The 22,784-nt window shown below is 66.9% G+C and carries 17 protein-coding genes and 2 pseudogenes; 5 read left to right on the top strand and 14 right to left on the bottom strand.

Annotation, left to right across the window (positions count from 1 at the left end):
- A complete protein-coding gene (locus ACFZCE_RS17685) occupies window positions 1-1,416 on the top strand; it encodes an efflux transporter outer membrane subunit (RefSeq protein ID WP_390941311.1) in 1,416 nt (471 codons plus the stop codon).
- Between the two features lie 155 nt (window positions 1,417-1,571).
- Here the strand turns inward: ACFZCE_RS17685 and ACFZCE_RS17680 are convergent.
- The 5 genes and pseudogenes from ACFZCE_RS17680 to ACFZCE_RS17660 form a co-directional block, all read right to left on the bottom strand.
- Window positions 1,572-1,700: pseudogene (locus ACFZCE_RS17680) on the bottom strand (acyl-CoA dehydrogenase family protein); the annotation flags it as partial.
- 199 nt (window positions 1,701-1,899) lie between these two features.
- Window positions 1,900-2,028, bottom strand: a pseudogene (locus ACFZCE_RS17675) (acyl-CoA dehydrogenase family protein); the annotation flags it as partial.
- A gap of 199 nt (window positions 2,029-2,227) precedes the next feature.
- Entirely contained in the window at window positions 2,228-3,373 is a 1,146-nt protein-coding gene (locus ACFZCE_RS17670; RefSeq protein ID WP_390941309.1) for an acyl-CoA dehydrogenase family protein, read from the bottom strand.
- Window positions 3,374-3,394: 21 nt separating this feature from the next.
- Window positions 3,395-4,483, bottom strand: a complete 1,089-nt coding sequence (locus ACFZCE_RS17665; RefSeq protein WP_390941307.1) for a 3-hydroxyisobutyryl-CoA hydrolase — start codon at window positions 4,481-4,483, stop codon at window positions 3,395-3,397.
- Between the two features lie 167 nt (window positions 4,484-4,650).
- Entirely contained in the window at window positions 4,651-4,827 is a 177-nt protein-coding gene (locus tag ACFZCE_RS17660; protein ID WP_390941305.1) for a hypothetical protein, read from the bottom strand.
- A 137-nt stretch (window positions 4,828-4,964) separates the two neighbouring features.
- On the opposite strand from ACFZCE_RS17660, the gene ACFZCE_RS17655 reads away from it, so the two are divergent.
- Genes ACFZCE_RS17655 through glgB form a run of 3 tightly spaced genes read left to right on the top strand, consistent with a single transcriptional unit; the run spans window position 4,965 to window position 12,557 of the window.
- Window positions 4,965-6,989, top strand: coding sequence for a maltotransferase domain-containing protein (locus ACFZCE_RS17655; RefSeq protein WP_390941303.1), 2,025 nt, complete (start codon window positions 4,965-4,967; stop codon window positions 6,987-6,989).
- A 22-nt stretch (window positions 6,990-7,011) separates the two neighbouring features.
- Window positions 7,012-10,311 carry a maltose alpha-D-glucosyltransferase gene (gene treS, locus ACFZCE_RS17650; RefSeq protein WP_390941301.1) on the top strand — a complete coding sequence of 1,100 codons (3,300 nt, stop codon included), beginning with the start codon at window positions 7,012-7,014 and terminating at the stop codon, window positions 10,309-10,311.
- Between the two features lie 17 nt (window positions 10,312-10,328).
- Window positions 10,329-12,557, top strand: coding sequence for a 1,4-alpha-glucan branching protein GlgB (gene glgB, locus ACFZCE_RS17645; protein ID WP_390941299.1), 2,229 nt, complete (start codon window positions 10,329-10,331; stop codon window positions 12,555-12,557).
- 132 nt (window positions 12,558-12,689) lie between these two features.
- Here the strand turns inward: glgB and ACFZCE_RS17640 are convergent, their stop codons facing one another.
- The 7 genes from ACFZCE_RS17640 to ACFZCE_RS17610 form a co-directional block, all read right to left on the bottom strand.
- Entirely contained in the window at window positions 12,690-12,995 is a 306-nt protein-coding gene (locus ACFZCE_RS17640; RefSeq protein WP_390941297.1) for a DUF6482 family protein, read from the bottom strand.
- Window positions 12,996-13,068: 73 nt separating this feature from the next.
- On the bottom strand, window positions 13,069-15,348 hold the full coding sequence (locus ACFZCE_RS17635; protein WP_390941295.1) for an EAL domain-containing protein: 2,280 nt from the start codon (window positions 15,346-15,348) through the stop codon (window positions 13,069-13,071).
- Window positions 15,349-15,430: 82 nt separating this feature from the next.
- Window positions 15,431-16,354, bottom strand: coding sequence for a class I SAM-dependent methyltransferase (locus tag ACFZCE_RS17630; protein WP_390941293.1), 924 nt, complete (start codon window positions 16,352-16,354; stop codon window positions 15,431-15,433).
- Window positions 16,355-16,563: 209 nt separating this feature from the next.
- Window positions 16,564-17,049, bottom strand: coding sequence for a cytochrome b/b6 domain-containing protein (locus ACFZCE_RS17625; RefSeq protein WP_390941291.1), 486 nt, complete (start codon window positions 17,047-17,049; stop codon window positions 16,564-16,566).
- Between the two features lie 108 nt (window positions 17,050-17,157).
- The gene (locus ACFZCE_RS17620) at window positions 17,158-17,406 is read right to left on the bottom strand and encodes a hypothetical protein (RefSeq protein WP_390941289.1); all 249 of its coding nucleotides are present in this window, start codon (window positions 17,404-17,406) and stop codon (window positions 17,158-17,160) included.
- A 100-nt stretch (window positions 17,407-17,506) separates the two neighbouring features.
- A complete protein-coding gene (locus ACFZCE_RS17615; protein ID WP_390941287.1) occupies window positions 17,507-19,927 on the bottom strand; it encodes an autotransporter outer membrane beta-barrel domain-containing protein in 2,421 nt (806 codons plus the stop codon).
- A 117-nt stretch (window positions 19,928-20,044) separates the two neighbouring features.
- Window positions 20,045-20,899: a Ku protein gene (locus ACFZCE_RS17610; RefSeq protein WP_390941285.1), complete on the bottom strand. Its 855-nt coding sequence runs from the start codon at window positions 20,897-20,899 to the stop codon at window positions 20,045-20,047.
- Window positions 20,900-21,212: 313 nt separating this feature from the next.
- On the opposite strand from ACFZCE_RS17610, the gene ACFZCE_RS17605 reads away from it, so the two are divergent.
- Window positions 21,213-21,485, top strand: coding sequence for a DUF1652 domain-containing protein (locus tag ACFZCE_RS17605; RefSeq protein ID WP_390941283.1), 273 nt, complete (start codon window positions 21,213-21,215; stop codon window positions 21,483-21,485).
- A gap of 73 nt (window positions 21,486-21,558) precedes the next feature.
- Here ACFZCE_RS17605 and ACFZCE_RS17600 read toward each other — a convergent pair whose 3' ends face one another.
- Window positions 21,559-21,834, bottom strand: coding sequence for a peptidylprolyl isomerase (locus ACFZCE_RS17600; RefSeq protein WP_390941281.1), 276 nt, complete (start codon window positions 21,832-21,834; stop codon window positions 21,559-21,561).
- Window positions 21,831-22,685 (bottom strand): copper homeostasis membrane protein CopD, encoded by an 855-nt coding sequence (gene copD / locus ACFZCE_RS17595; protein WP_390941279.1) that lies wholly within the window; start codon window positions 22,683-22,685, stop codon window positions 21,831-21,833. The genes ACFZCE_RS17600 and copD overlap by 4 nt, the downstream gene beginning before the upstream one ends.
- Between the last annotated feature and the right edge of the window lie 99 nt (window positions 22,686-22,784).

The following is a 22,784-nucleotide window of genomic DNA, read 5'->3' as shown; positions in this document are numbered from 1 at the left end:
ATGTTTTTGTCTCGCCGCTTGCCGTTCGTTCCTACCTTGCTGGCCGTGGCCCTGCTGGCCGGCTGCACCGTTGGCCCGGACTACCATACCCCCACAGCGCCGGTGCCGGTGGCCTTCAAGGAAGCCGACGGCTGGAAAGCCGCGCAACCGGCCGACGCCACCCCGCGCGGGCAATGGTGGGCGCTGTATCAAGACCCCGTGCTGGCCGGGTTGCTCGATCAGGTCAGCCTGAACAACCAGAACGTCGCCAGCTACGCGGCGCAGTACCGCCAGGCACTGGCCCTGGTGCGTGGCTCGCAGGCGGATCAGCTCCCCACCGTCAGCGGCACCCTGGCCAGTACCCGCAGCCAGACCGGCAGCGGCAGTAGCAGCCAGGGCACGGGGCAGGGCGGGGTGAGCAACGCCCACAGTGCCACCCTCAGCCTGAGCTGGGAGGCCGACCTGTGGGGCAAGCTGCGCCGCACCGTTGAAGAAAACCGCGCCAGTGCCGAGGCCTCGGCCGCGCAGTTGGCTTCGGCGACCCTCAGCGCGCAATCGTCGCTGGCCCAGGATTACTTCCAGTTGCGCCTGCTCGACCAGCAACTGGCGCTGTACCGCGAAACCGTGGCCACCTACCAGCGCTATGTCGAGGTGACCCGCAACAAGTACGACGCCGAGCTGACCACCCGCGCCGACCTGGCCCAGGCCCAGACCCAGCTCGAAGGTGCCCAGGCCTCGCTGCTCGACACCACCTGGCAGCGCGCCCAATACGAACACGCCATCGCCCTGCTGATCGGCCAGGCGCCGGCCGGCTTCAGCCTCGCTGCGGACCCGCACTGGCAGTACCGCGTGCCGCAGGTGCCGGTGGGGGTGCCCAGCCGCCTGCTCGAGCGCCGGCCAGACATCGCCGCCGCCGAACGCCAGGTGGCTGCGGCGAATGCCGCGGTGGGGGTGGCGACCGCTGCGTACTACCCCGACCTGACCCTCAGCGCCAGTGGCGGGTACCAGGGCTCGGTGTTCAGCAAGCTGGTCAACGTGCCGAACCGCTTCTGGTCGATCGGCCCGTCGTTGGCCGGCACCCTGCTGGACTTCGGCGCCACCCGCGCCAGCGTCGAGCAGGCCCAGGCCGGGTACGACGCGCAGGTGGCAAGCTACCGGCAAACGGTGCTGAGCGGCTTGGGCGAGGTGGAGGATTACCTGGTGCAACTGCGCACCCAGGCACCGGAAATCGACGCGCGCCAGCGCCAGGTGGCGGCGGCGGAAGAGTCCGCGCGGGTCACCCTGGACCAGTACGACGCCGGCAAGATCGACTACCTGGATGTTGCCACCACCCAGGCCACCCTGCTCAGCGCCCGGCAAAGCCTGCTGACCCTGGTGAGTACGCAGATGGTGACCAGCGTCGAGCTGATCGCCGCGCTGGGTGGCGGGTGGGATTGACCGGCCACCTCAGTGGTGAGGGTTGTTGATTCAGTGGCTGGGCTTGAGGGCCTATCGCCCGGCACAGCCGACCTCCCACCAGATCTGTGTAAGCCATTGATTTTGGCAGCAACACAGACCCCGTGGGAGGCCGGCTGTGCCGGGCGAGGGGCCCTTCAACTCCGCGCCAGGTCCCGCGCGATGACCATCCGCTGGATCTCGCTGGAGCCCTCGTAGATCTGCGTGATCCGCGCATCCCGGTAGTATTTCTCCACCGGGTAGTCCTCCAGGTAGCCGTAGCCACCCCAGCGTCGAGCTGATCGCCGCGCTGGGTGACGGGTGGGATTGACCGGCCACCTCAGCGGTGAGGGTTGTTGATTCAGTGGCTGGGCTTGAGGGCCTATCGCCCGGCACAGCCGGCCTCCCACGGGTTCTGTGTTGCCTTGTAAATCAAGTACTTACGCAGACCCCGTGGGAGGCCGGCTGTGCCGGGCGAGGGGCCCTTCAACCCCGCGCCAGATCCCGCGCGATGACCATCCGCTGGATCTCGCTGGAGCCCTCGTAGATCTGCGTGATCCGCGCATCCCGGTAGTATTTCTCCACCGGGTAGTCCTCCAGGTAGCCGTAGCCACCCCAGCGTCGAGCTGATCGCCGCGCTGGGTGGCGGGTGGGATTGACCGGCCACCTCAGCGGTGAGGGTTGTTGATTCAGTGGCTGGGCTTGAGGGCCTATCGCCCGGCACAGCCGGCCTCCCACGGGTTCTGTGTTGCCTTGTAAATCAAGTACTTACGCAGACCCCGTGGGAGGCCGGCTGTGCCGGGCGAGGGGCCCTTCAACTCCGCGCCAGGTCCCGCGCGATGACCATCCGCTGGATCTCGCTGGAGCCTTCGTAGATCTGCGTGATCCGCGCATCCCGGTAGTATTTCTCCACCGGGTAGTCCTCCAGGTAGCCGTAGCCGCCGTGCACCTGCACGGCCTTCGAGCACACCCATTCGGCCGCCTCGGAGGCGAACAGCTTGGCCTGGGAGGCTTCGCTCAGGCAGGGCAGGCCGGCGCTGCGCAGGCGCGCGGCGTGCAGCACCAGCAGGCGCGCGGCGTTCACCCGGGTGTGCATGTCGGCCAACAGGTTGGCCACGCTCTGGTGCTCGATGATCGGCTGGCCAAACTGCTGGCGGTCACGGGCGTAGGCCACGGCCGCCTCCAGCGCGGCGCGGGCGATGCCCACCGCCTGGGCGCCGATGCCGATGCGCCCGCCTTCGAGGTTGGCCAGGGCAATGGCCAGGCCCTTGCCGCGCGCCCCCAGCAGGTTGGCCGCCGGCACCCGGCACTGGTCGAGGTTGATCGCGCAGGTGTCTGACGCGCGGATGCCCAGCTTGTGCTCGCTGCGTTCGACGGTGAAGCCGGGGGTATCAGTGGGCAGCAAAAACGCCGACAGGCCCTTTTTGCCCAGGGCTGGGTCGGTCACCGCGAACACGATCGCCAGCCCGGCGCGGCGGCCGTTGGTGACGAACTGCTTGGCGCCGCTGAGCACCCAGTGGTCGCCGTCGAGCACCGCGCGGGTGCGCAGGTTGTGCGCCTCGGAGCCGGCCTGGGGCTCGGTCAGGCAAAAGCAGCCGATCACCTCGCCGCTGGCCAGCCTGGGCAGCCAGGCGTCCTGCTGCTCAGGCGTGCCGAATTGCAGGATCGGCCCGCAGCCCACCGAATTGTGCACGCTCATCAGAGTACCGACCGCGGCATCGGCGGCGCTGATTTCTTCTACCGCCAGGGCATAGGCCACGTAGTCGAGGTAGCTGCCGCCCCATTGCTCGGGCACCACCATGCCCAGCAGGCCCAGTTCGCCCATCTGCGTGGTGAGGCTTTCGGGGATCCAGCCGGCGGCTTCGAATTCGCGCGCGCGGGGGGCGATTTCGGCCTGGGCGAATTGCCGGGCCATGTCGCGGAACATCAGTTGTTCTTCGCTCAGTTCAAGGTCGTTCATGCTGCGGCTCCGGGCTTTTTGTTATTGGGGCGCCGTTTCAGTGAAAAACACCGCCAGGTCGGCGGGGGCCAGCTCGGCCAGGGTGGCGGGGGCCCAGCGTGGGCGTTTGTCTTTGTCGACCAATTGCGCGCGCACGCCTTCGAGAAAGTCGCCATGTTCCAGCCACTGGCGGCCGGCGTAGGTTTCCTGGGCGAAGCAGGCCTCCAGGCTGAGGTGGCGGCCGCGCTGCAGCAACTGGTGGGTGACCACCAGCGCTTTCGGCGAGCGCTGCGCCAGCAACTCGGCGGTGGCCAGCGCCCAGGCGCGGCTGTCGCCCAGCGAAACCTGGCGCAGTTGCTCAAGCATCGCCGCCACGCTGGGCTGGCCGAAAAAGTGGTCGATCGCCGCGCGCAGTGGCTCCAGCGGCGGTTCGGGGAGCACCTGCACGCCGAGCCTGGCGAGCACGTTCTGCAGGTCCTTGAGCGGGGCGCCGGTCCATTCGATGCGGCCCAGGCGCTCTTCGAGCAAGGCCAGCCGTTCATGGGCCACGTGCCAGTCGGCCAGGCCGCAGTAAAGCGCATCGGCGGCGCCGACCCGCTCACCGGTCAGGCCCAGATAAGTGCCTAGTTCACCGGGTATGTGTGACAAGAAGTAACTACCGCCGACGTCCGGGAAAAACCCGATGGCGGTTTCTGGCATGCCCAGCTGCGCCCGCTCAGTGACCACCCGCAGCGCCGCCGCCTGGGCCAGGCCCATGCCGCCGCCCAGGCAATAGCCATCGATCAGCGCCAGCACCGGCTTGCGGTAATGGTGCAGGGCCAGGTCCAGGGCGTATTCCTCGCTGAAAAACGCCTCGTGCAGGCCCAGGCCCTGGGTGTAGCTGTCGTACAGCGCGCGCACGTCGCCGCCGGCGCAGAAGGCTTTGTCGCCGGCGCCGCGCAGCACCACCGCGTGTACCTCGGGGTGATCCGCCCAGGCCCGCAGGGCGCCGTGCAACTGGCGCACCATGTCGAGGGTGAGGGCATTGAGGCCAGCGGGGCGGTTGAGGGTCAACCAGCCCAGGCCGTTGTCGATGTGGGCCAGCACATGGGGCTGCAGCTGGCCGTGGTGGGGTGTTGCCGGAGCGGTCATCGGGGTTCCCTGCGATTGTTCTTGGGCTGGGCGGCCGCCAGTACCGGCTGCCCGCGGGAAGCCGCCATGCTGGCAAAGCCTGGCGGCACCGGCAACCGGCGAAGTTGCACGGCGCGGCGGCATTTATGCCTGTGCCAGCAGGCGCTCATCCAAGCGTAGCCGCTCGTCTACGCTGATACCCGTTCCGGCGGCGATTCACTGGGTGGGTCGCCCACTGGCGGCGAAGGCGGTACCGGCTCTACGCCGGGTGCGGGGTTGTCCGGGTCTTGCTCGGGGATCGGTGGCGGCAGGTTGGGCGCATCGATGTTCGGGTCCGGTGTTTCCGCCGGGATCGGGATGGTCATGGGGCGTTCCTCCGCTATGACGGGCCAGGGGCTGCATGGCGGTGGACAACAGCCACCCGCGAACGATCCCGCTGAACTTTCCACACCCGCCGGGCTTCGAAAATCCATCCACTGGCTTATTACAGGAGCACAGCGCAATGACCGCGGACCAGACCTTCGAACAGGGGCCCATTTCGGCCCAGGGGCAGGCCACCGACCAGGCGTTGAGCTTGTCGCAGGCGCTGTTGCTGCCACGCATCGCCATCGAGAGCGTCAGCCCGGTGCTGGAGGCCGGCGCCTTCGCCGCCAAGGGCCTGGTGGGGCGTGAGGTGACGGTCGACGCCAAGGTGTTCACCGACGGCCACGACAAACTGGCGGTGGTGCTGCGCTGGCGCACCGTGGGCCACGACGACTGGCACAGCGTGGCCATGGCTGACCTCGGCAACGACAGTTGGCAAGCGCGCTTCACCCCTGACGAAGTCACCCGCTACGTGTTCTGCATCGAAGCCTGGAAGGACGACTTCGCCAGCTACCGCTACGAGATCGAGAAAAAATACGCCGCTGGCGTGCCGATCGAGCTGGAGCTCGAAGAAGGCCGCTTGATGATCCAGCACGCCGCCGAGCGCAGCGACGACACCCTGCGCCGGCAATTGAAGGCGGTGCTCGAGCGCCTGGCCGGGCTGGACCGCGATGACCAGGTGGCGCTGCTGCTGCAAAGCGACACCCAGGCGCTGATGCACCTGGCCGACCACCGGCCGTTCCTCTCGAAAAGCCCGGAATATCCCTTGGAGGTAGAGCGCACCCTGGCCGAATTCGCCAGTTGGTACGAGTTGTTCCCGCGCTCGATCACCGACAGCAAAACCCGCCATGGCACCTTCAACGATGTGCACAGCCGGCTGCCGATGATCCGCGACATGGGCTTCGACGTGCTCTACTTCACGCCGATCCACCCCATCGGCCGCGCCCACCGCAAAGGCCCGAACAATTCCCTCACCGCGGGCCCGGACGACGTCGGCAGCCCCTATGCGATCGGCTCCGAGGCCGGCGGGCACGAGGCGATCCACCCCGAGCTGGGCAGCCGCGAGGATTTTCGCCAGTTGGTCAAGGCCGCCGCCGAACACGGCCTGGAAATCGCCCTCGACTTCGCCATCCAGTGCTCCCAGGACCACCCCTGGCTCAAGCAGCACCCGGGTTGGTTCTCCTGGCGCCCCGACGGCACCATCCGCTACGCGGAAAACCCGCCGAAAAAATACCAAGACATCGTCAACGTTGATTTTTACGCCGCCGACGCGGTCCCCAGCCTGTGGCTGGAGCTGCGCGATGTGGTCTGGGGCTGGGTGCAGGAGGGCGTGAAGATCTTCCGCGTCGACAACCCGCACACCAAGCCGCTGCCGTTCTGGCAGTGGATGATCGACGACATCCGCCGCAAAGACCCCGACGTGATGTTCCTCGCCGAGGCCTTCACCAAGCCGGCGATGATGGCCCGGCTGGGCAAGGTGGGTTACAGCCAGAGCTACACCTACTTCACCTGGCGCAACACCAAGGCAGAGCTGGCCGAGTACTTCAGCCAGCTCAACCAGCCGCCGCTGTCGCAGTGCTACCGGCCGAATTTTTTCGTCAACACGCCCGACATCAACCCGTTCTTCCTGCATGATTCCGGCCGCGCCGGCTTCTTGCTGCGCGCCGCGCTGGCGACCATGGGCTCGGGCCTGTGGGGCATGTATTCGGGCTTCGAGCTGTGCGAAGCCGCGCCGATCCCGGGCAAGGAGGAATACCTCGATTCGGAGAAGTACGAAATCCGCCCACGGGACTTCACCCAACCCGGCAACATCATCGCCGAGATCGCCCAGCTCAACCGCATCCGCCGGCAGAACCCGGCGCTGCAAACCCACCTGGGTTGCGCGTTCTTCCAGTGCTACAACGACAACATCCTGTACTTCGCCAAGCGCACCCCCGACCGCAGCAACTTCATCCTGATCGCCGTCAGCCTCGACCCGCACAACGCCCAGGAAGCCCACTTCGAGCTGCCGCTGTGGGAGTTGGGCCTGCCCGACGACGCCGCCACCCGCGGTGAAGACCTGATGACCGGCCACACCTGGACCTGGTACGGCAAAACCCAATGGATGCGCATCGAACCCTGGCACCTGCCGTTTGGTATCTGGCGTATCGAAGCGGCCCTTTGACCCTCGGAGCAGCTCCCGCACCATGACTAAAAAGAACCGCGGTGCCGCGTTCCTCAACGACCCCCTCTGGTACAAGGACGCAGTGATCTACCAGGTCCACGTGAAGTCGTTTTTCGATTCCAACAATGATGGGATCGGTGACTTCCCCGGGCTGATCGCCAAGCTCGACTACATCGCCCAGTTGGGCGTGAACACCATCTGGGTGCTGCCGTTCTACCCCTCGCCACGGCGCGACGACGGCTACGACATCGCCGAGTACAAAGCCGTGCACCCCGACTACGGCACCCTCACCGACGCCAAGCGCTTCATCGCCGAGGCGCACAAGCGCGGCCTGCGGGTGATCTGCGAGCTGGTGATCAATCACACCTCCGACCAGCACCCGTGGTTCCAGCGCGCCCGCCGGGCGAAGAAGGGCTCGAAGGCGCGGGACTTCTACGTGTGGTCCGATGACGACCACAAGTACGACGGCACCCGGATCATCTTCATCGACACGGAAAAATCCAACTGGACCTGGGACCCGGTCGCCGGCCAGTACTTCTGGCACCGCTTCTATTCCCACCAGCCCGACCTGAACTTCGACAACCCGCAGGTGATGAAAGCGGTGATCGACGTGATGCGCTTCTGGCTCGACCTGGGGGTAGACGGCCTGCGCCTGGACGCGATCCCGTACCTGGTCGAGCGCGACGGCACCAACAACGAGAACCTGCCGGAAACCCACGGGGTGCTCAAGGCGATCCGCGCCGAGATCGACGCCAACTACCCCGACCGCATGCTGCTGGCCGAAGCCAACCAGTGGCCGGAAGACACCCAGCTGTACTTTGGCGAGGGTGACGGCGACGAGTGCCACATGGCGTTTCACTTCCCACTGATGCCACGCATGTACATGGCCATCGCCCAGGAAGACCGCTTCCCGATTACCGATATTCTGCGGCAAACGCCCGACATCCCGGCCAACGCCCAATGGGCGATCTTCCTGCGCAACCACGACGAGCTGACCCTGGAGATGGTCACCGACCGCGAGCGCGACTACCTGTGGAATTTCTACGCCGCCGACCGCCGCGCGCGGATCAACCTGGGCATTCGCCGGCGCCTGGCGCCGCTGGTGGAGCGCGACCGGCGCCGGGTCGAGCTGCTCAACAGCCTGCTGCTGTCGATGCCCGGCACGCCAACGCTGTACTACGGCGACGAGATCGGCATGGGCGATAACATTTTCCTCGGCGACCGCGACGGTGTGCGCACGCCGATGCAGTGGTCGATTGACCGCAACGGCGGGTTCTCCCGCGCCGACCCGGCCAGCCTGGTGCTGCCGCCGGTGCAGGACTCGCTCTACGGCTTTGCCGCGGTGAACGTCGAGGCCCAGGCCAGCGACCCGCATTCGCTGCTGAACTGGACCCGCCGCATGCTCGCCGTGCGCCAGCAGTCGCGCGCGTTTGGCCGTGGCGTGCTGAAGATGCTCGCGCCGAGCAACCGGCGGATTCTCGCCTACACCCGCGAATACCAGGCCGAAGACGGCCGCACCGAGATCATCCTGTGCGTGGCCAACCTGTCGCGCGCCGCCCAGGCGGCAGAGCTGGAGCTGTCGCACTACGCCGGTTTCGTGCCGGTAGAGATGCTCGGCGGCAGCGCCTTCCCGCCGATTGGCCAGCTCAACTTCCTGCTCACGCTGCCGCCCTACGCCTTTTACTGGTTCCAGCTCGCCCCGGAGAATCAAATGCCCAGTTGGCACGTTGAACCGGCCGAAAGCCTGCCGGATTTCGCCACCCTGGTGCTGAAAAAACGCCTCGAAGAACTGCTCGAAGCGCCCAGCCGCCAGACCCTCGAACACACCGCCTTGCCCCAGTACCTGCCCAAGCGGCGCTGGTTCGCCGGCAAGGACGCGCCCATCGACGCCCTGCGCATCGCCTATGGGGTGCGCTTTTCGTCGCTGCCGTACCCGGCGCTGCTCAGTGAAATCGAAGTGGAGCAGGGCGGCCAGGTCAGCCGTTATCAGTTCCCTTTTGGCCTGCTGCCCGAAGAACACATCAACAGCGCGCTACCCCAGCAACTGGCGCTGTCGCGGGTGCGCCGCGGCCGCCAGGTGGGCTTGATCACCGACGGCTTCGTGCTTGAAAGTTTTATCCGTGCGGTGGTCCAGGCCATGCGCGAAGGCAGCATCCTGGCGCTGGAAGAGGGCGAACTGCGCTTTACCGCCACCGAGCACCTGGCCAGGCTGGGCCTGGCCGAGGAGCCGAGCGTGCGTTACCTCTCCGCCGAGCAAAGCAACAGCTCGGTGGTGGTCGGTGGCGCACTGGTGTTGAAAATGATCCGCAAGGTCAGTGGCGGCATCCACCCGGAACTGGAAATGGGCGCCTTCCTCACCCGTGCCGGCTACGCGAACATTTCGCCGCTGCTGGGCTCGGTGGCCCGGGTCGCGGCCGACGGCACCCCGCACCTGCTGATGATCGCCCAAGGTTACCTGGATAACCAGGGCGACGCCTGGGAATGGACTCAGAACAACCTCGAACGGGCGGTGCGCGACGCGCTGGAACAGGCCCATTCCGAGCAGGACCAACACTACGACGCCCTCGCCGGGCTGGCCCAATGGGCCGGCTTGCTCGGCCAGCGCCTGGGCGAGATGCACCATGTGCTGGCGCTGCCCACCGACGACGACGCCTTCGCCGCGCGGGTGAGCACAAATAATGACGCCCAGGCATGGAGCAAAAGCGTGAGCGCGCAGGTCGAACGTGCGCTGCAGTTGATCCAGCAGAACAAGGACGCTCTTCCCGATGATGCCCGCACCCTGGCCGACGCTGTACTCGGCCGCCGCGCCGCGCTGCTTGCCCGCATTGACCAACTGGCCCACGCCGCGGTGGGCGGGTTGATCATGCGCGTGCACGGCGACCTGCACCTGGGCCAGGTGCTGGTGGTGCAGGGCGATGCCTTCTTGATCGACTTCGAAGGCGAGCCGGCCCGCCCGCTCGAAGAACGCCGCGGTAAATACAGCCCGTACAAAGACGTCAGCGGTGTGTTGCGTTCCTTCGACTACGCTGCGGCTATGGCCGTGCGCAGCGCGCAGGCCATGGATGCCTCCAGCGGCGCCGCCGAGGCCCGCGCCGAGGTGGCCCAGCGGTATTACCAGGATTCACGCCAGGCGTTCTTGAGTGCCTACGAACTGGCCGCCGGCCAGGTGCCCCATGCCTGGGCCCAGGCCGGTGGCGCCGAGGCCGCGTTGGCCTTGTTCAGCCTCGAAAAAGCCGCCTATGAAATCGCCTATGAAGCGGAAAACCGCCCCACCTGGCTGGCCGTACCCTTGCAAGGCCTGGCCGGGTTGCTCAATGAATGATGATGGAGACACACACGATGCACGCGCCCCATGAATCACACCCGGCTCCGGAGGGGATGTTCCCGGCGCAAGCGGAAATCGAAGCGCTGGTGCGCGCCGAACACGGTAACCCGTTCGGCGTGCTCGGCCCCCACGATGACGGCCACGGCGGGCGCTTCGTTCGCGCCTACCTGCCCAATGCCCTGCGGGTGCAAGCGGTGGCCTGGGACCACGACGAGGTGCTGGCGGACTTCACCGCCCACAGCGTGCCGGGCTTTTTTGCCACGCGCCTGCCCAACCACGACCGCTACCGGTTGAAAATCCACTGGGCCAGCGGCGAGCAACTGACCGCCGACCCCTACAGCTTCGGCCAACTGCTGGGCGAGATGGACCTGTACCTGTTCGCCGAAGGCAATCACCGCAACCTCGGTGGCGCCCTGGGCGCGCAGTTGACCGAGGTCGACGGCGTGGCCGGGGTGCGCTTTGGCGTGTGGGCGCCGAACGCCCGGCGGGTGTCGGTGGTGGGCCACTTCAACGGCTGGGACGGCCGCCGCCACCCGATGCGCCAGCGCATTCCGTCGGGGGTGTGGGAGGTGTTCATCCCGGGCCTGGAAGCGGGCGAGTCGTACAAATACGAGCTGCTCGGCCAGCACGGCATCCTGCCGCTGAAGGCTGACCCGGTGGCCCTGGCCACCGAGCTGCCACCCTCGACCGCGTCGAAAGTGGCACCGGTGCTGGATTACCAGTGGAACGACCAGGCCTGGATGGGCGACCGCCACGGCGAGGCACTCGACCGGCCGTTGTCGATCTACGAGTTGCACGCCGGCTCCTGGCAAGTGGAAGTCGACGAAGCCGGCGAAGTGTCGCGCCTGTACAACTGGCACGAACTGGCCGACCGGTTGATCCCGTACATCCAGCAACTGGGCTTCACCCACATCGAGCTGATGCCGGTGATGGAGCACCCCTTCGGTGGCTCGTGGGGCTACCAGCCGCTGTCGCAGTTCGCCACCTCGGCACGCTACGGCAACGCCCATGACTTCGCCGAGTTCGTCGACCGCTGCCACCAGGCCGGGATCGGCGTGATCCTCGACTGGGTGCCGGCGCATTTCCCCACTGACGAACACGGCCTGGCGCGCTTCGACGGCACCGCGCTGTATGAGTACGACAACCCGCTGGAAGGCTTCCACCAGGATTGGAACACGCTGATCTACAACCTTGGGCGTACCGAGGTGCACGGCTTCATGATCGCCTCGGCGGTGCATTGGCTGAAGCACTTTCACATCGACGGCCTGCGGGTCGATGCGGTGGCCTCGATGCTGTACCGCGACTATTCGCGCAAGGCCGGTGAATGGGTGCCGAACCGCCATGGCGGGCGGGAGAACATCGAGTCGATCGAGTTCTTGCGCCACCTCAACGATGTGGTCAAGCACGAGGCGCCGGGCGCCATCGTGATCGCCGAGGAATCCACCGCCTGGCCGGGGGTGAGCCAAAGCACCGAGCAGGGCGGGCTGGGCTTTGCCTACAAGTGGAACATGGGCTGGATGCACGACACCTTGCATTACATCCAGAACGACCCGATCCACCGCAAGCACCACCACAACGAGATGAGCTTCGGCTTGATCTACGCGTTTTCCGAGCGGTTCATCCTGCCGATTTCCCACGACGAAGTGGTGCACGGCAAAAAGGCTTTGATCGACAAGATGCCCGGCGACCGCTGGCAGAAGTTCGCCAACCTGCGGGCGTACCTGGCGTTCATGTGGACCCACCCCGGCAAGAAGCTGCTGTTCATGGGCTGCGAGATCGGCCAGTGGCGCGAGTGGAACCACGACCACCAGATTGACTGGTACCTCACCCAGTACAACGAGCACAAGGGCGTGCAAACCCTGGTCAGTGACCTCAACCGGCTGTATCGCGACCACCCGGCGCTGTACAGCCAAGACTGCGTGCCGCAAGGCTTCCAGTGGCTGATCGGCGACGACGCGGCCAACAGCGTGTATGCCTTCCTGCGCTGGAGCAAGCACGGCGAACCGCTGCTGGTGGTGGCCAACTTCACCCCCGAACCGCGCGAAGGCTACCGCGTCGGCGTGCCGTTTGCCGGGCACTGGGGCGAGCTGTTCAACAGCGATGCCGAACTGTATGCCGGCAGCAACATGGGCAATGGGGGGGGCGTGCAGGCCGATGAGGAGGGCAGCCATGGGCAGGCGTACTCGCTGCTGCTGACGCTGCCGCCGTTGGCGGTGGTGGTGTTCAAGCCCGAGGCTAGTTGAGTGTTGGCGGGCCCTTCGCCCGGCACAGCCGGCCTCCCACGAGATTTGTGTAAAGGCTTGATTTACGAGCCAACACGTAACCCGTGGGAGGCCGGCTGTGCCGGGCGAAGGGCCCTCAACCTGTAAACCCGCTCACAAACTCGAACGCAACTTGATCGGCTCGCGCGCCGGCCCCGAGGGCGCGGCGTCCAGCCCGACCATTTCCTCATGCACCGCCGGCTGCACCAGAAAGAACGGCACCTGCGGCACGCTGGCCAGCACCTTGCGCGCTTCTTCCACCGAGGCCACGTGCAAGGTCTCGCCGTGGGCGTTGAGCACCCGTTCATTGCGCTCGCCCAGGCGCGCGTGCAACACATAGGAGCCGCCTTCGACCGAGACCAGGTCCAACGCCTGCACCTGGCCGGAGGCGACCTTTTGCGCCAGTTGTTCAAGGGTCATCTGTGTTCTCCTGCCATGGCCCCCGAAGCGGGCGCCCTTAGCAGTGTGAGGGCAGCCAGGCGCAGGGGTTCAGTCAGGCGTTCTGCGGCCGCAGGCTGCGGCGCTGCTCGGCCAGCCACTGCTCGAAGTCCGCCGCTGGCATCGGCCGGCCAATGTGGTAGCCCTGGCCGCTGGCGCAGCCGGCCAGGCGCAGGAAGTCCAGCTGGGCCTGGGTTTCGATGCCCTCGGCGGTTACGTTGAACGCCAGCGCGCGGCCCAGGGCGACGATGGCGCGGGTGATCTCGGCGTAGGTTTGGTCGGCGGGCAGGTCGCGGATGAACGCCCGGTCGATCTTCAAATGGTCCACCGGCAGCAACTTGAGGTAGGCCAGCGACGAGTGGCCAGTGCCGAAGTCGTCGATGGCCGTGCGCACACCCAACCCGCGCAGGCTGGCCAGTACCTGGCAGGCGTGTTCCTGGCTCTCCATCAGCAGGCTTTCGGTCACTTCCACCTCCAGCGCGCTGCCCGGCAGGCCATGGGCCTTGAGCGCGCGGCTGACACTGGCGACGAAATCACTGCGGTCGATCTGCGGGGCGGCCACGTTCACCGCCACCCGGCCGTCGAACAGGCCACGGTCGCGCCATTGGCGCACCTGCGCGCACACGTGATCCAGCACCCACTGGCCGATCGGGATGATCAACCCGGTGCGCTCGGCGACCGGAATGAACACATCCGGGAAGACCATCCCCACTACCGGGTCGCGCCAGCGCAGCAGGGCCTCGGCGCCGTCGACCCGGCCGCTGGCGAGGTCCAGCTTGGGTTGGTACCACACTTCGAATTCGTTGTAGGCCAAGGCCCGGCGCAGCGCATGCTCCACCGCCACCCGCTCCTGGATCGCCGAGGTCATCGACGGTTGGTAATAGCGGAAGTCATTGCGCCCGGCTTCCTTGGCGCTGTACATCGCCGTGTCGGCGTGGCGCAGCAGGTCCAGCGCGGTGCCGCCGTCGGCCGGGCAAATGGCTACGCCGATGCTGGCGCTGACCAACGCCGTGTTGCCGTCGAGGTCGAACGGCTGCTGCATCGCCTGCAGCAGCCGCTGTACGACTTGGCCGGAGTCCGCCGGGTGGCTGAGGCGGTCGAGGATAAAGGCGAATTCGTCGCCGCCCAGGCGGGCCAGGGTGTCCCACGGCCGCACCTGCTCGGCCAGGCGGCGGGTGGCCTGGCGCAGCAGTTCATCGCCGAGGGCATGGCCGAGGGTGTCGTTGATCACCTTGAAACCGTCGATGTCGAGCAGCATCACCGCCATGAAGCCGCCCCGGTGCTGCACCGCCTCGATGCAGCGGCCCAGGCGCTGGTGGAACAGCGTGCGGTTGGGCAGGCCGGTGACCGCGTCGTACAGCGCCATGCGCTCGAGCTCGGCCTCGGCCACCTGGCGTTCACCGATCTCGACCTTCAGCGCGACGTTACGGCGCTGGACCAGCACATGGCTGCGGCTGAGCAGGGCGGCGAAGCCGGTGAACAGCAAGGTGGCGGTGAAGGCCGCGAGGAACAGCCAGGAGTGGCTGAGCCCTATATTGGGCCAGCCACCGTGAGGCTGCGCGGCGATCTGCCATTGGCCACCGGGGATTTCGATGTCGGCCAGTACGCTTTGCGCGCTGAACAGCTCACTCGGGCCCCAGATCATCGCCCCGTCGGCGCCCAGGCCATCGGCCCCGCGCAGGGCGAGGTCGAGGTGGTGGTGGTCAAGTATACCGGCGGCCTTGAGCAGGCCGTCGACGTCGGTGATCACCGAGAGCACCCCCCAATACTGCTGGCGGCCGCTGTGCCCACTGAGAAACACCGGCCGCCGGTAGATCAGCGCGATGCCGCCCTGGCGCAATTGCGCCGGGCCGGACAACAGCGTGTGGCCCAGCTCGTGGGCACGTTGCACGGTTTTGTATTGCGCGGGCAGGGTGCGGTAATCCAGCCCCAGGGCGGCTTCGTTGCCTTCGTGGGGGTAAACGTCGGTGATCACATCGTTCGGCGCGATGGCCAGGTGGTGCAGGTACGGTACGCTGGCCAAGGCGCGGTCGGCCATGCCATGGAAGTGCGCTTCGGTGATGGTGCCGTCGACGCTGATCAGTTGGGTCAGCCCCTCGGTTTTGCTGAACGCCAGGCGGATCTGGCTTTGCGCCTGGGCCACCACCGCGCTCAGTTGCAGCCGCACGTCGCCGCGCAGCTCGGCGCGGCGGTGCTGCACATCGAGCATGCCCACGCCCCAGGCGAGCGGCAGCCCCACCCCGAGGATGGCCAGCGGCAACAGGTAGTGGCCGCCGCCCAAGGCACGGTGCAGGGCGCTCAGGGCGCTGCGAATGAGGGTAATGGCTGGGCGCAAGGCAGTTCCAGGCAATAGCTGAAAGGTTTCACTTACCTATCGGCCTGCCTTGGCCACGGCTTGAGGGCAGGTGGTCGGGGGGCTAGCCGGGGAAGTGGAAGCGCAGCACTTTCAGGCCGCCTTCAGGGTCTCTATCGGCAAAGGCCGGCGGATTTGCAATCCTTTCGACGAACTGCATGGCCGGCGCCTCGGCGGCCATGCAGCCGATGAGAAAATCCGCGCCCAGGCCGGGGTCGTTCATGCAGGCCAGCACCTGGGCGCCGGGGCTGAGCAAGGTAGGCAGGCGGCGCAGCACTTTGCGGTAATCCTGGGTCAGCACGAAGCTGCCTTTCTGGAAGGTCGGCGGGTCGATGATCACTAGACCGTAGGGGCCACCGCGGGCCACCTTGCCCCAGGACTTGAACAGTTCATGGCCGAGAAAGCTCACCCGGCCGAGGTCATGGCCATTGAGCCGGTGGTTGTCGCGCCCGCGGGCCAGGGCCGGGCTCGACATGTCCAGGTTGACCACCGCCTCGGCGCCGCCAGCCAGCGCGCACACCGAAAACGCACAGGTGTAGGCGAACAGGTTGAGCACCCGCTGGCCAGCGGCGTGCGCGCGCACCCACTGGCGGCCGGCGCGCATGTCGAGGAACAGGCCGTTGTTCTGCGCTTCGCCAAAGCTGAGCTGGTAGCGCAGGCCGTCTTCGCGCACCACCCACTGCCGGCGCGGTTCACCCAGCAGCCACTGGCCCGGGCTGCCGGGCAAATAGCGCTGTTGCAGCCACAGCGCCTGCACCGCCGGCTGGGTGGCGGCCAGCGCCAGGCAACGCTGGGCCAACGCGGCGAGGTCGTCGGGTTCGCGGAACAACTGCACCTGCAGCACGCCATCGAGCCAGTCAGCGCTGACTTGCTCCAACCCCGGCCAACGCTGCCCACGCCCATGCAGCAGGCGCCCGCTGCCCTCGGGCAGTGTGGCCAGGGCGGGTTGCAGCAGTTGCTGGAAGAGGTCGAGGGCGGCGCTGTTCATGGGCTGGCAGGTTGGCTGAAAGGGGGCGCGCAGTGTAGTGGAAAAGCAGGGGCTCGCGTAGACACAAATCTGGTGGGAGGCCGGCTGTGCCGGGCGAAGGGCCAGTCAGGCCATGTGCTCAGTAAAACCCGCTGGAAAGAACTAAGGCTGTTTACCCTCGGTTTAGCGCGCTGATGGCTTGAGTGAGCATGCCGGGCGGGCCAGCAGCCTCAGCGCATCCGCGCCATCACGTCATTGCCCCGCCACTGGTGCCACACCACCGCCGCCAGGTGCAGTGCCACCAGCGCGGCCAGCGCCATGCATACCAGGTGGTGCCACTGGTGCAAGCGCTGCAGCCACAGTGGGCTGTGCACCAGCGGCGGTAGGGTGAACAGGCTGAACATGCGCACCGGCGTGGCCATCATCAGCACACCGCTGGCCAACACCGCGGCGATCACCGCGTACAGCGCCCAGTGCACCGCGTCGGCAGCGCCATGGCCGGCGCTGGAGGGCTGGCGCAGGCGCAGCCACAGGCGCCAGGCAAAAAAGGGAATGAACAGCGACGTGACCTGCGGGTTGACCGCCTCCACCCACTGACGCAGCGGCGCCTCGGGGGCCAGGGCCAGCACGCCGAAACCACTGAAAGTGGCCCAGAGGATCATCGCGGCGGAAAACCAGTGCAAAAAGCGCCGGCTGCGGCTGTAGGGTGCATGCATAAGGAAGCAGGGCCAGGGTTGAAGATGGGACGCACGTGCAAATGCGAGGCAATCTTACCAGTGGCCCCTGGCCAGCTCAATGCGCGTAATCGCCGCGGTTGATGCAGATCAAGGTGCCGGCGTGGCCGCCGGGCGCTGGATGCGGCCGTCCTTGACTTCTTCGACGTACTGGTTGAGCTGCACCTCACCGCGCTGGAAGATCTCGATCATGCGCCTGAGGGCGTGGCTGTCGGTCTGGTTGCCGGTGCTGTCGAGGCGTTCGGCGATGCGTTTGAGTTCCACCACGGACCATTTCAGGTCCGAGGCGATGCCCTGCAGGTCTCGTTTCAGATCGGCTTCAGGCTTGTTCTGGCTCATGGCAAACCGCTGCGCCTCCGTTGCGTGCTGTTATGGCCGGTACGCCGATCATCCGCATCGTGGCGCCAACTATCAAGTGCATTCGATCACCGGGGGGCGCTCACCAGCTTAGCCGCACCCCCAGGCTGGCCCAGTGGCTGGCCTGCGGCTGGCTGTCGAGCTGCTGGCTGTAGCCCACGCTGGCCACCCATGCCAGCTCCGCCGTCAGTGCCCAGGTAGCGCCGGCCAGCAGGTCGGCGCGGCTGGCGCGGCGCTGGCTGCTGAGGCGGTCGCTGCTGGCGTAGGTCACGCTGTCGTGGCCGGCCAGGGTGTGGGTGAGGTCGGCCCGCAACCACGGTTGCAGGCGCCGGCTGGGGTTACCCGCCGGGCTCAGGCGCAGGCCCAGCCGGCCTTGCCAGGCGGTGCCCGCGGCAAACCCCACGGTCGACACCGCGTCGGCCTTGCGGTCGAGCGCCACACGGCTGGCGATCAGTTGCGCCTGCGGCTCCAGTTGCAGCGTGCCCAGGCGCCAGGGTACCCCGGCCTCGACTGAAGCCACCTGGCCATGGCCGGCCAAGTTCAGCGCCAGCCCGCGGTCAGAGCGGGCCTTGCCATCGAAGCGGCTGGTGGCCAGCTGCGCGTCTACATAAAGGCCCTGCTGGCTTTGCCAGGTCCAGTAGGCGCCGAGTTGGTCGCTGCGCAAGCTCAACCGGCCGGCGCGGCTGTTCGCCCAGCCGTCGTGGAAGCCCTGCACCGCGCCGCGCCCGCGCAGGGTGCCGGCAAACACCCCAGCCTGCTGCTGGCCACTGCCCAGTGTTCCGGTAAAAACGTCTTGCCCCACCTGGAAGCCACTGCTGCGCCCGGCAAAGCGTGGCTGCGCGGCACCGGCCCAGCGCTGGCGGCTTTGCTCGCCGATCAGCCGGCCCCAACTGGCGCTGCGCAGGGTGGCCTGGGGTTGGCCATGGCGTTCATGGAAGCTACCCACCGCCAGGCGCAGCAGGCCCTGGGCCACGCCCGGCACGGCCGCGTACAGCGGTGCTTCCATGCGGTACAGGGGGATGCTTTCGCCGGCGGCGGCGCTGGGCAGCACCGGCACGGCCTCGATCAGCGCGCCGCTGGCCGCGCTGATGCCCACTCCCTCGGCGGCCACCGTGGGTGCCTCGCCAGCGGTGGGGCCGACCACGCTGGAGCGCAGGTACCAGTTGTTTTCGCTGCCGGCGCTAACGCCGCCGCGGAACAGGTGGTATTGGTAGGCCCCGGCCGCCAACGGCGCACCCAGGGTGAAGGCGCCCGGGCTGCTGCTGGCGCCGTTCACCGCCTGCACCACGGCGATGCCGTCGGCGCCGGTGGCGGCGCCGCCACCGCCGAGGTTGCTGACCCGCAGCAGGGTTTGCCCACTGAGGGTGCCGCCACTGACGACCAGCGCATCGCTGGGGCTGCCATCGCCGGCCAGCACGCTCTGCAGCACCAGGGTACCGCCGGCGCCCTGGTAGTTGCCGAGCACGGTGAAGGTGTCGCCGGCGTGGGCGCCAGAAGCGCTCAGGTCGAGGGTGCCGGCGTTGACCACGCTGGCCAGCCCGCTCAGCGCGGCAACGCTGCCACCGGCCGAGGCCAGGGTGCTTTGCTCGGCAATGGTCAGGCTGCCGCTGAGGCTGGCGCTGTCGCCGAGGGTGAGGGTGTCGTCGAAGCGCCAGAGGCTGCCATCTTGCAGGCTGATGCGCTCGAAGTTCAGGTACCGGGCCGCGCCCAGCGGCTGGCTGGCGCTGATCACCAGGCTGTCGCTGCCCAGCCCGCCGTCATAGCGCGGCGGCGCGGCGAGGGCGGCGCTGCCTAGCCCGGCAAGGGTCAGTTGGTCATCGCCGGGGCCCAGGTCGAGGCTGCCCAGCACGCTGCCGCCCGCCCATTGCACGGTGTCGTTGCCAACACTGGCGAGGAGGTTGCCGCGCAGCTCCCCGCCGCTGATGCGGATCAGGTCGTCGCCGGCGCTGGTGCTGATGTTGCCGCCAATCTGCCCGCCCGAGAGCAGGATGGTGTCTTGGCCCAGGCCGGTCACCAGGTTACCGATGATCGTGCCGCCGCTCATGTCGAACAGGTTGTTGTCGAGCTTCATGTCGACCCGGCCGATACTGCCGCCGCTGAAGTAGGCCACATCGCCGTCTTCGAAGGCGCCGAGAAGGGTACCGCCGCTCATGTTGAAGGTGTCGCGGCCATCCCCTTGGGCCAGCGAGGCGAGGGTGCCGCCGGTCATCACGAAGTCATCGATGCCGCCGCCCTGGCTGAGCGCGCCTTGCAGGGTGCCGCCTTCGATCAGCGCGCTGTCGGCACCGTCGCCAAAGCTGATCGGCCCGCTGACCACCGCCGTGGAGCCGGCCGGGAATACCAGGCGGTTGTTGCCGCTGAGGTCCACCAGGCCGCTGGCGCTGCCGCTGTCACAGGTGTAGGTGTCGTCGCCGGCGCCGGGGCTGAGGTCACACGCGGCGTGGGCGGCGGGGCAGCTGAGCGCTAGCGTGGCGCAGAAATAGGCAGTGCTCGGGCGGGGCATGGAAAGGGCCATCCTTATTGGCGAGGGTGTGCGCAAGGACGGCGGGACGGTGCGCGATAGCGCACCTTGTAAGCATTTTGTAATTGTTCGCCTAGCTGATAGATCTACCAGCTAGCCTCAGGAGGCTTTCGGGCGTTTACTGGCGGCTTTGCCCTTGGCGGGGCGCTTGGCCTTGCCCGCCGCCGGCTTGCCCCCCAGGCTGCGCTTGAGCAGTTCGGTCAGGTCGATCACCTCGGCGCCTTTGCGCGGTTCGGCCTCAGGCTGCTCTACCGCCTCGAGCTTGCCTTGGCGAGCTTTTTGCTCCACCAGCGCCATGATCTTCGCTTCGAAGGAGTCCACGTAGTCATCGGGCGCCCAGTGCCCGCTCATGTCCTGCACCAGCTTCTTGGCCATGGCCAGCTCGGTTTTTTTCAGTTCCGGCGCGCGGGCGGCGGCGGGCAGCTCGAGGGTGTCGAGCCCACGCACCTCGGCGGGCCAGCGCAGCTTCACCAACACCAGTGCCTCGCCCAGCGGCATCAGCGCGCAGAGGTACTGGCGGGTGTGCAGCACCACCTCGGCCAGCGCCACCTTGTTCGTGCTGGCCAGGGTTTCGCGCAGCAGCGCGTACACCTTCTCGCCGCGTTTGTCTGGCGCCAGGTAGTAGGGCGTGTCGATGTGCTGCAGGGGGATCTCTTCGCGGGGGATGAACGCAGTGATGTCGATCGTCTGGGTCGCCAGCGGGTGCGCCGCGCGGATCTCATCCTCGCTCAGCACCACGTATTGGCCCTTCTGCAAGGCCACGCCCTTGACGATGTCGTCTTTTTTCATCTCCTTGCCGGTGACCTTGTTCACGCGCTTGTAACCGACTGGGTCCAGGCTGCGCTTGTCGAGCCAGTCGAAGTCCACGCCGTGGGGCGCGGTGGCCGACACCAGCGCGACGGGGATGTGCACCAGGCCGAAACTCACGGCGCCTTTCCAGATTGCACGGGGCATGTGCGGGCCTCCTCTATAGATGAACAACAGAGGCAGGCGAGGCCGGGAAAGTTCGTTGCATTGCGCTATCACGGTGCACCGGGCGGCATTTTGCATGGGCCCCATCGAGCCGCCGTGCAAAACGCATGAAGGCTTTTTGGTTGTTTGTTAAGAATGTTGCCTAACGCATTGATTTTAAAGGGCAGACGAACGGTATTAAAGCGGGCGCGGTTCGTGCTGCTAAAGGGGGAGCCGCAAGGGGCGGCCAAGGCTGTAAGCGCGAGGGTATGGGCCGTAGCGCACAGGGAATCAACACAACAAGGGAGAGGCCAGCATGCTGTCCACACTAGAACTTCGCAATATCATCGAAAACAGCTTCCTGCCACAGCGCTGCCAGTGCAGCCAGGCGCAGGACAACTCGCTGACGGTACGGATTTTCGACCGCGCCTCTGATCGCGTCGACCTGACCGTGACCGGCATCGACAGCCGCGGGCTGACCAGCAGCCGGGCGATTTCCAACCTGATCATGGGCTTGCGCAACGACCTGGCGATCAACCATCGGCAGATTCAGGCCAGCGAGCGCCTGCGCGCCAACGCCAGCCTGTAATCGGGGCCTGCGCCGCCCGCCGGCCGCGGGCGGCACGCCGGGCCTAGCCACGCCAGGTTTAGCCACGCCAGGTTTAGCCGCGAAAGAACACCTGCACCAAGTGGTAGCCGAACTTGCTCTTCACCGGGCCATGCACGGTGCGCAGCGGCTTCTTGAAAATCACCTGGTCGATCACCGGCACCATCTGCCCGGGCCGCACTTCTCCCAAATCCCCACCACGCTTGCCCGACGGGCAAATCGAGTGCTTGCGCGCGAGTACGTCGAACGCCTCGCCCTTGGCCAGGCGCAGCTTCAGCGCTTCGGCTTCGTCGCTGGTTTTGACCAGAATGTGCCGTGCTTGTGCCTTCATACCACCCCCAGCGGCACGGGGGCGAGGGTGCCCAGCAAGGCCACCGCCACCAGCGCCGCGGCGCCGCAGCACCATTCTACGCACACGCTCAGCAGCAGGCCTTTCGGCTGCTCGCGGCGGGCCTGTACGCGGTTGTACAGGGCCAGGGCGAGCATCGCCAGCACCAGCACGGCCTTGACCGCCAGCACCGTGGCGAACGGCGAACCGCTGGGCAGGAACTGCCCGGTGAGCACCCGCACGTTGACCACGCCAGTGAGCAGAATCACCCCGACCAAGGGCGTGCCGTAGGGGCTGAAGCGTTTTGCAACTTCATTAAATTCAATCAGTTGCGGTTTAAACTTCGCGCAAATAATCACAACAAGCGCGCCGATCCAGGCGCCGGTGGCGAGCAGGTGCGCGAGTTGGTTGAGCACCATCAGCCCGCCACCCAGGCCGCTGAACATGGCGCTGTGGCCCACCGGCGCAAGGGTGCCCAGGGCCAGGGTGCCCAAGGCCAGTGCCGGGGTGTGCGAGCGCCAACCGGGAATGCGCCAATACACCAGCTGCACCAGGCACAGCACCAGGTGCACGCCGAACACGTGGCCGAAGAACGTGCCGAACAGCACCGTGCGCAAGGTGGCGGGCTGAATACCGGCCGGCCAGCCGCCGGCCATCTGCGCGGAGGTGGCGAGCAGCCAGCCGAAGCCGCTGAGCAGGGCGAACAGCGCGACCATGCACAGGAACGGGTCCATCAGGCGGCGCAACGGTGGCAGGCCACGGGCTTCGATCAACAGCGGGCGAAACAGCGCCACGCCGAACAGCGTCATCAGGCTGATGAAATGAACCAGCCTGAATAAAACCAGTAAAGTCATTGGGTTAGAAGGCCTTGTTAAAGTCGTTGCTGATACTTTGGCACTGCCTTGCAGTGCCTGAGGCGCCGACTTTAACAGGGGGGTGTGGGGAGGGCTAGC

This window comes from Pseudomonas sp. NPDC007930 (assembly GCF_042958985.1).
Classification (GTDB): domain Bacteria; phylum Pseudomonadota; class Gammaproteobacteria; order Pseudomonadales; family Pseudomonadaceae; genus Aquipseudomonas.
Note: the sequence above shows the minus strand (reverse complement) of the source record. Positions and strands in the feature narration are given on the sequence as shown.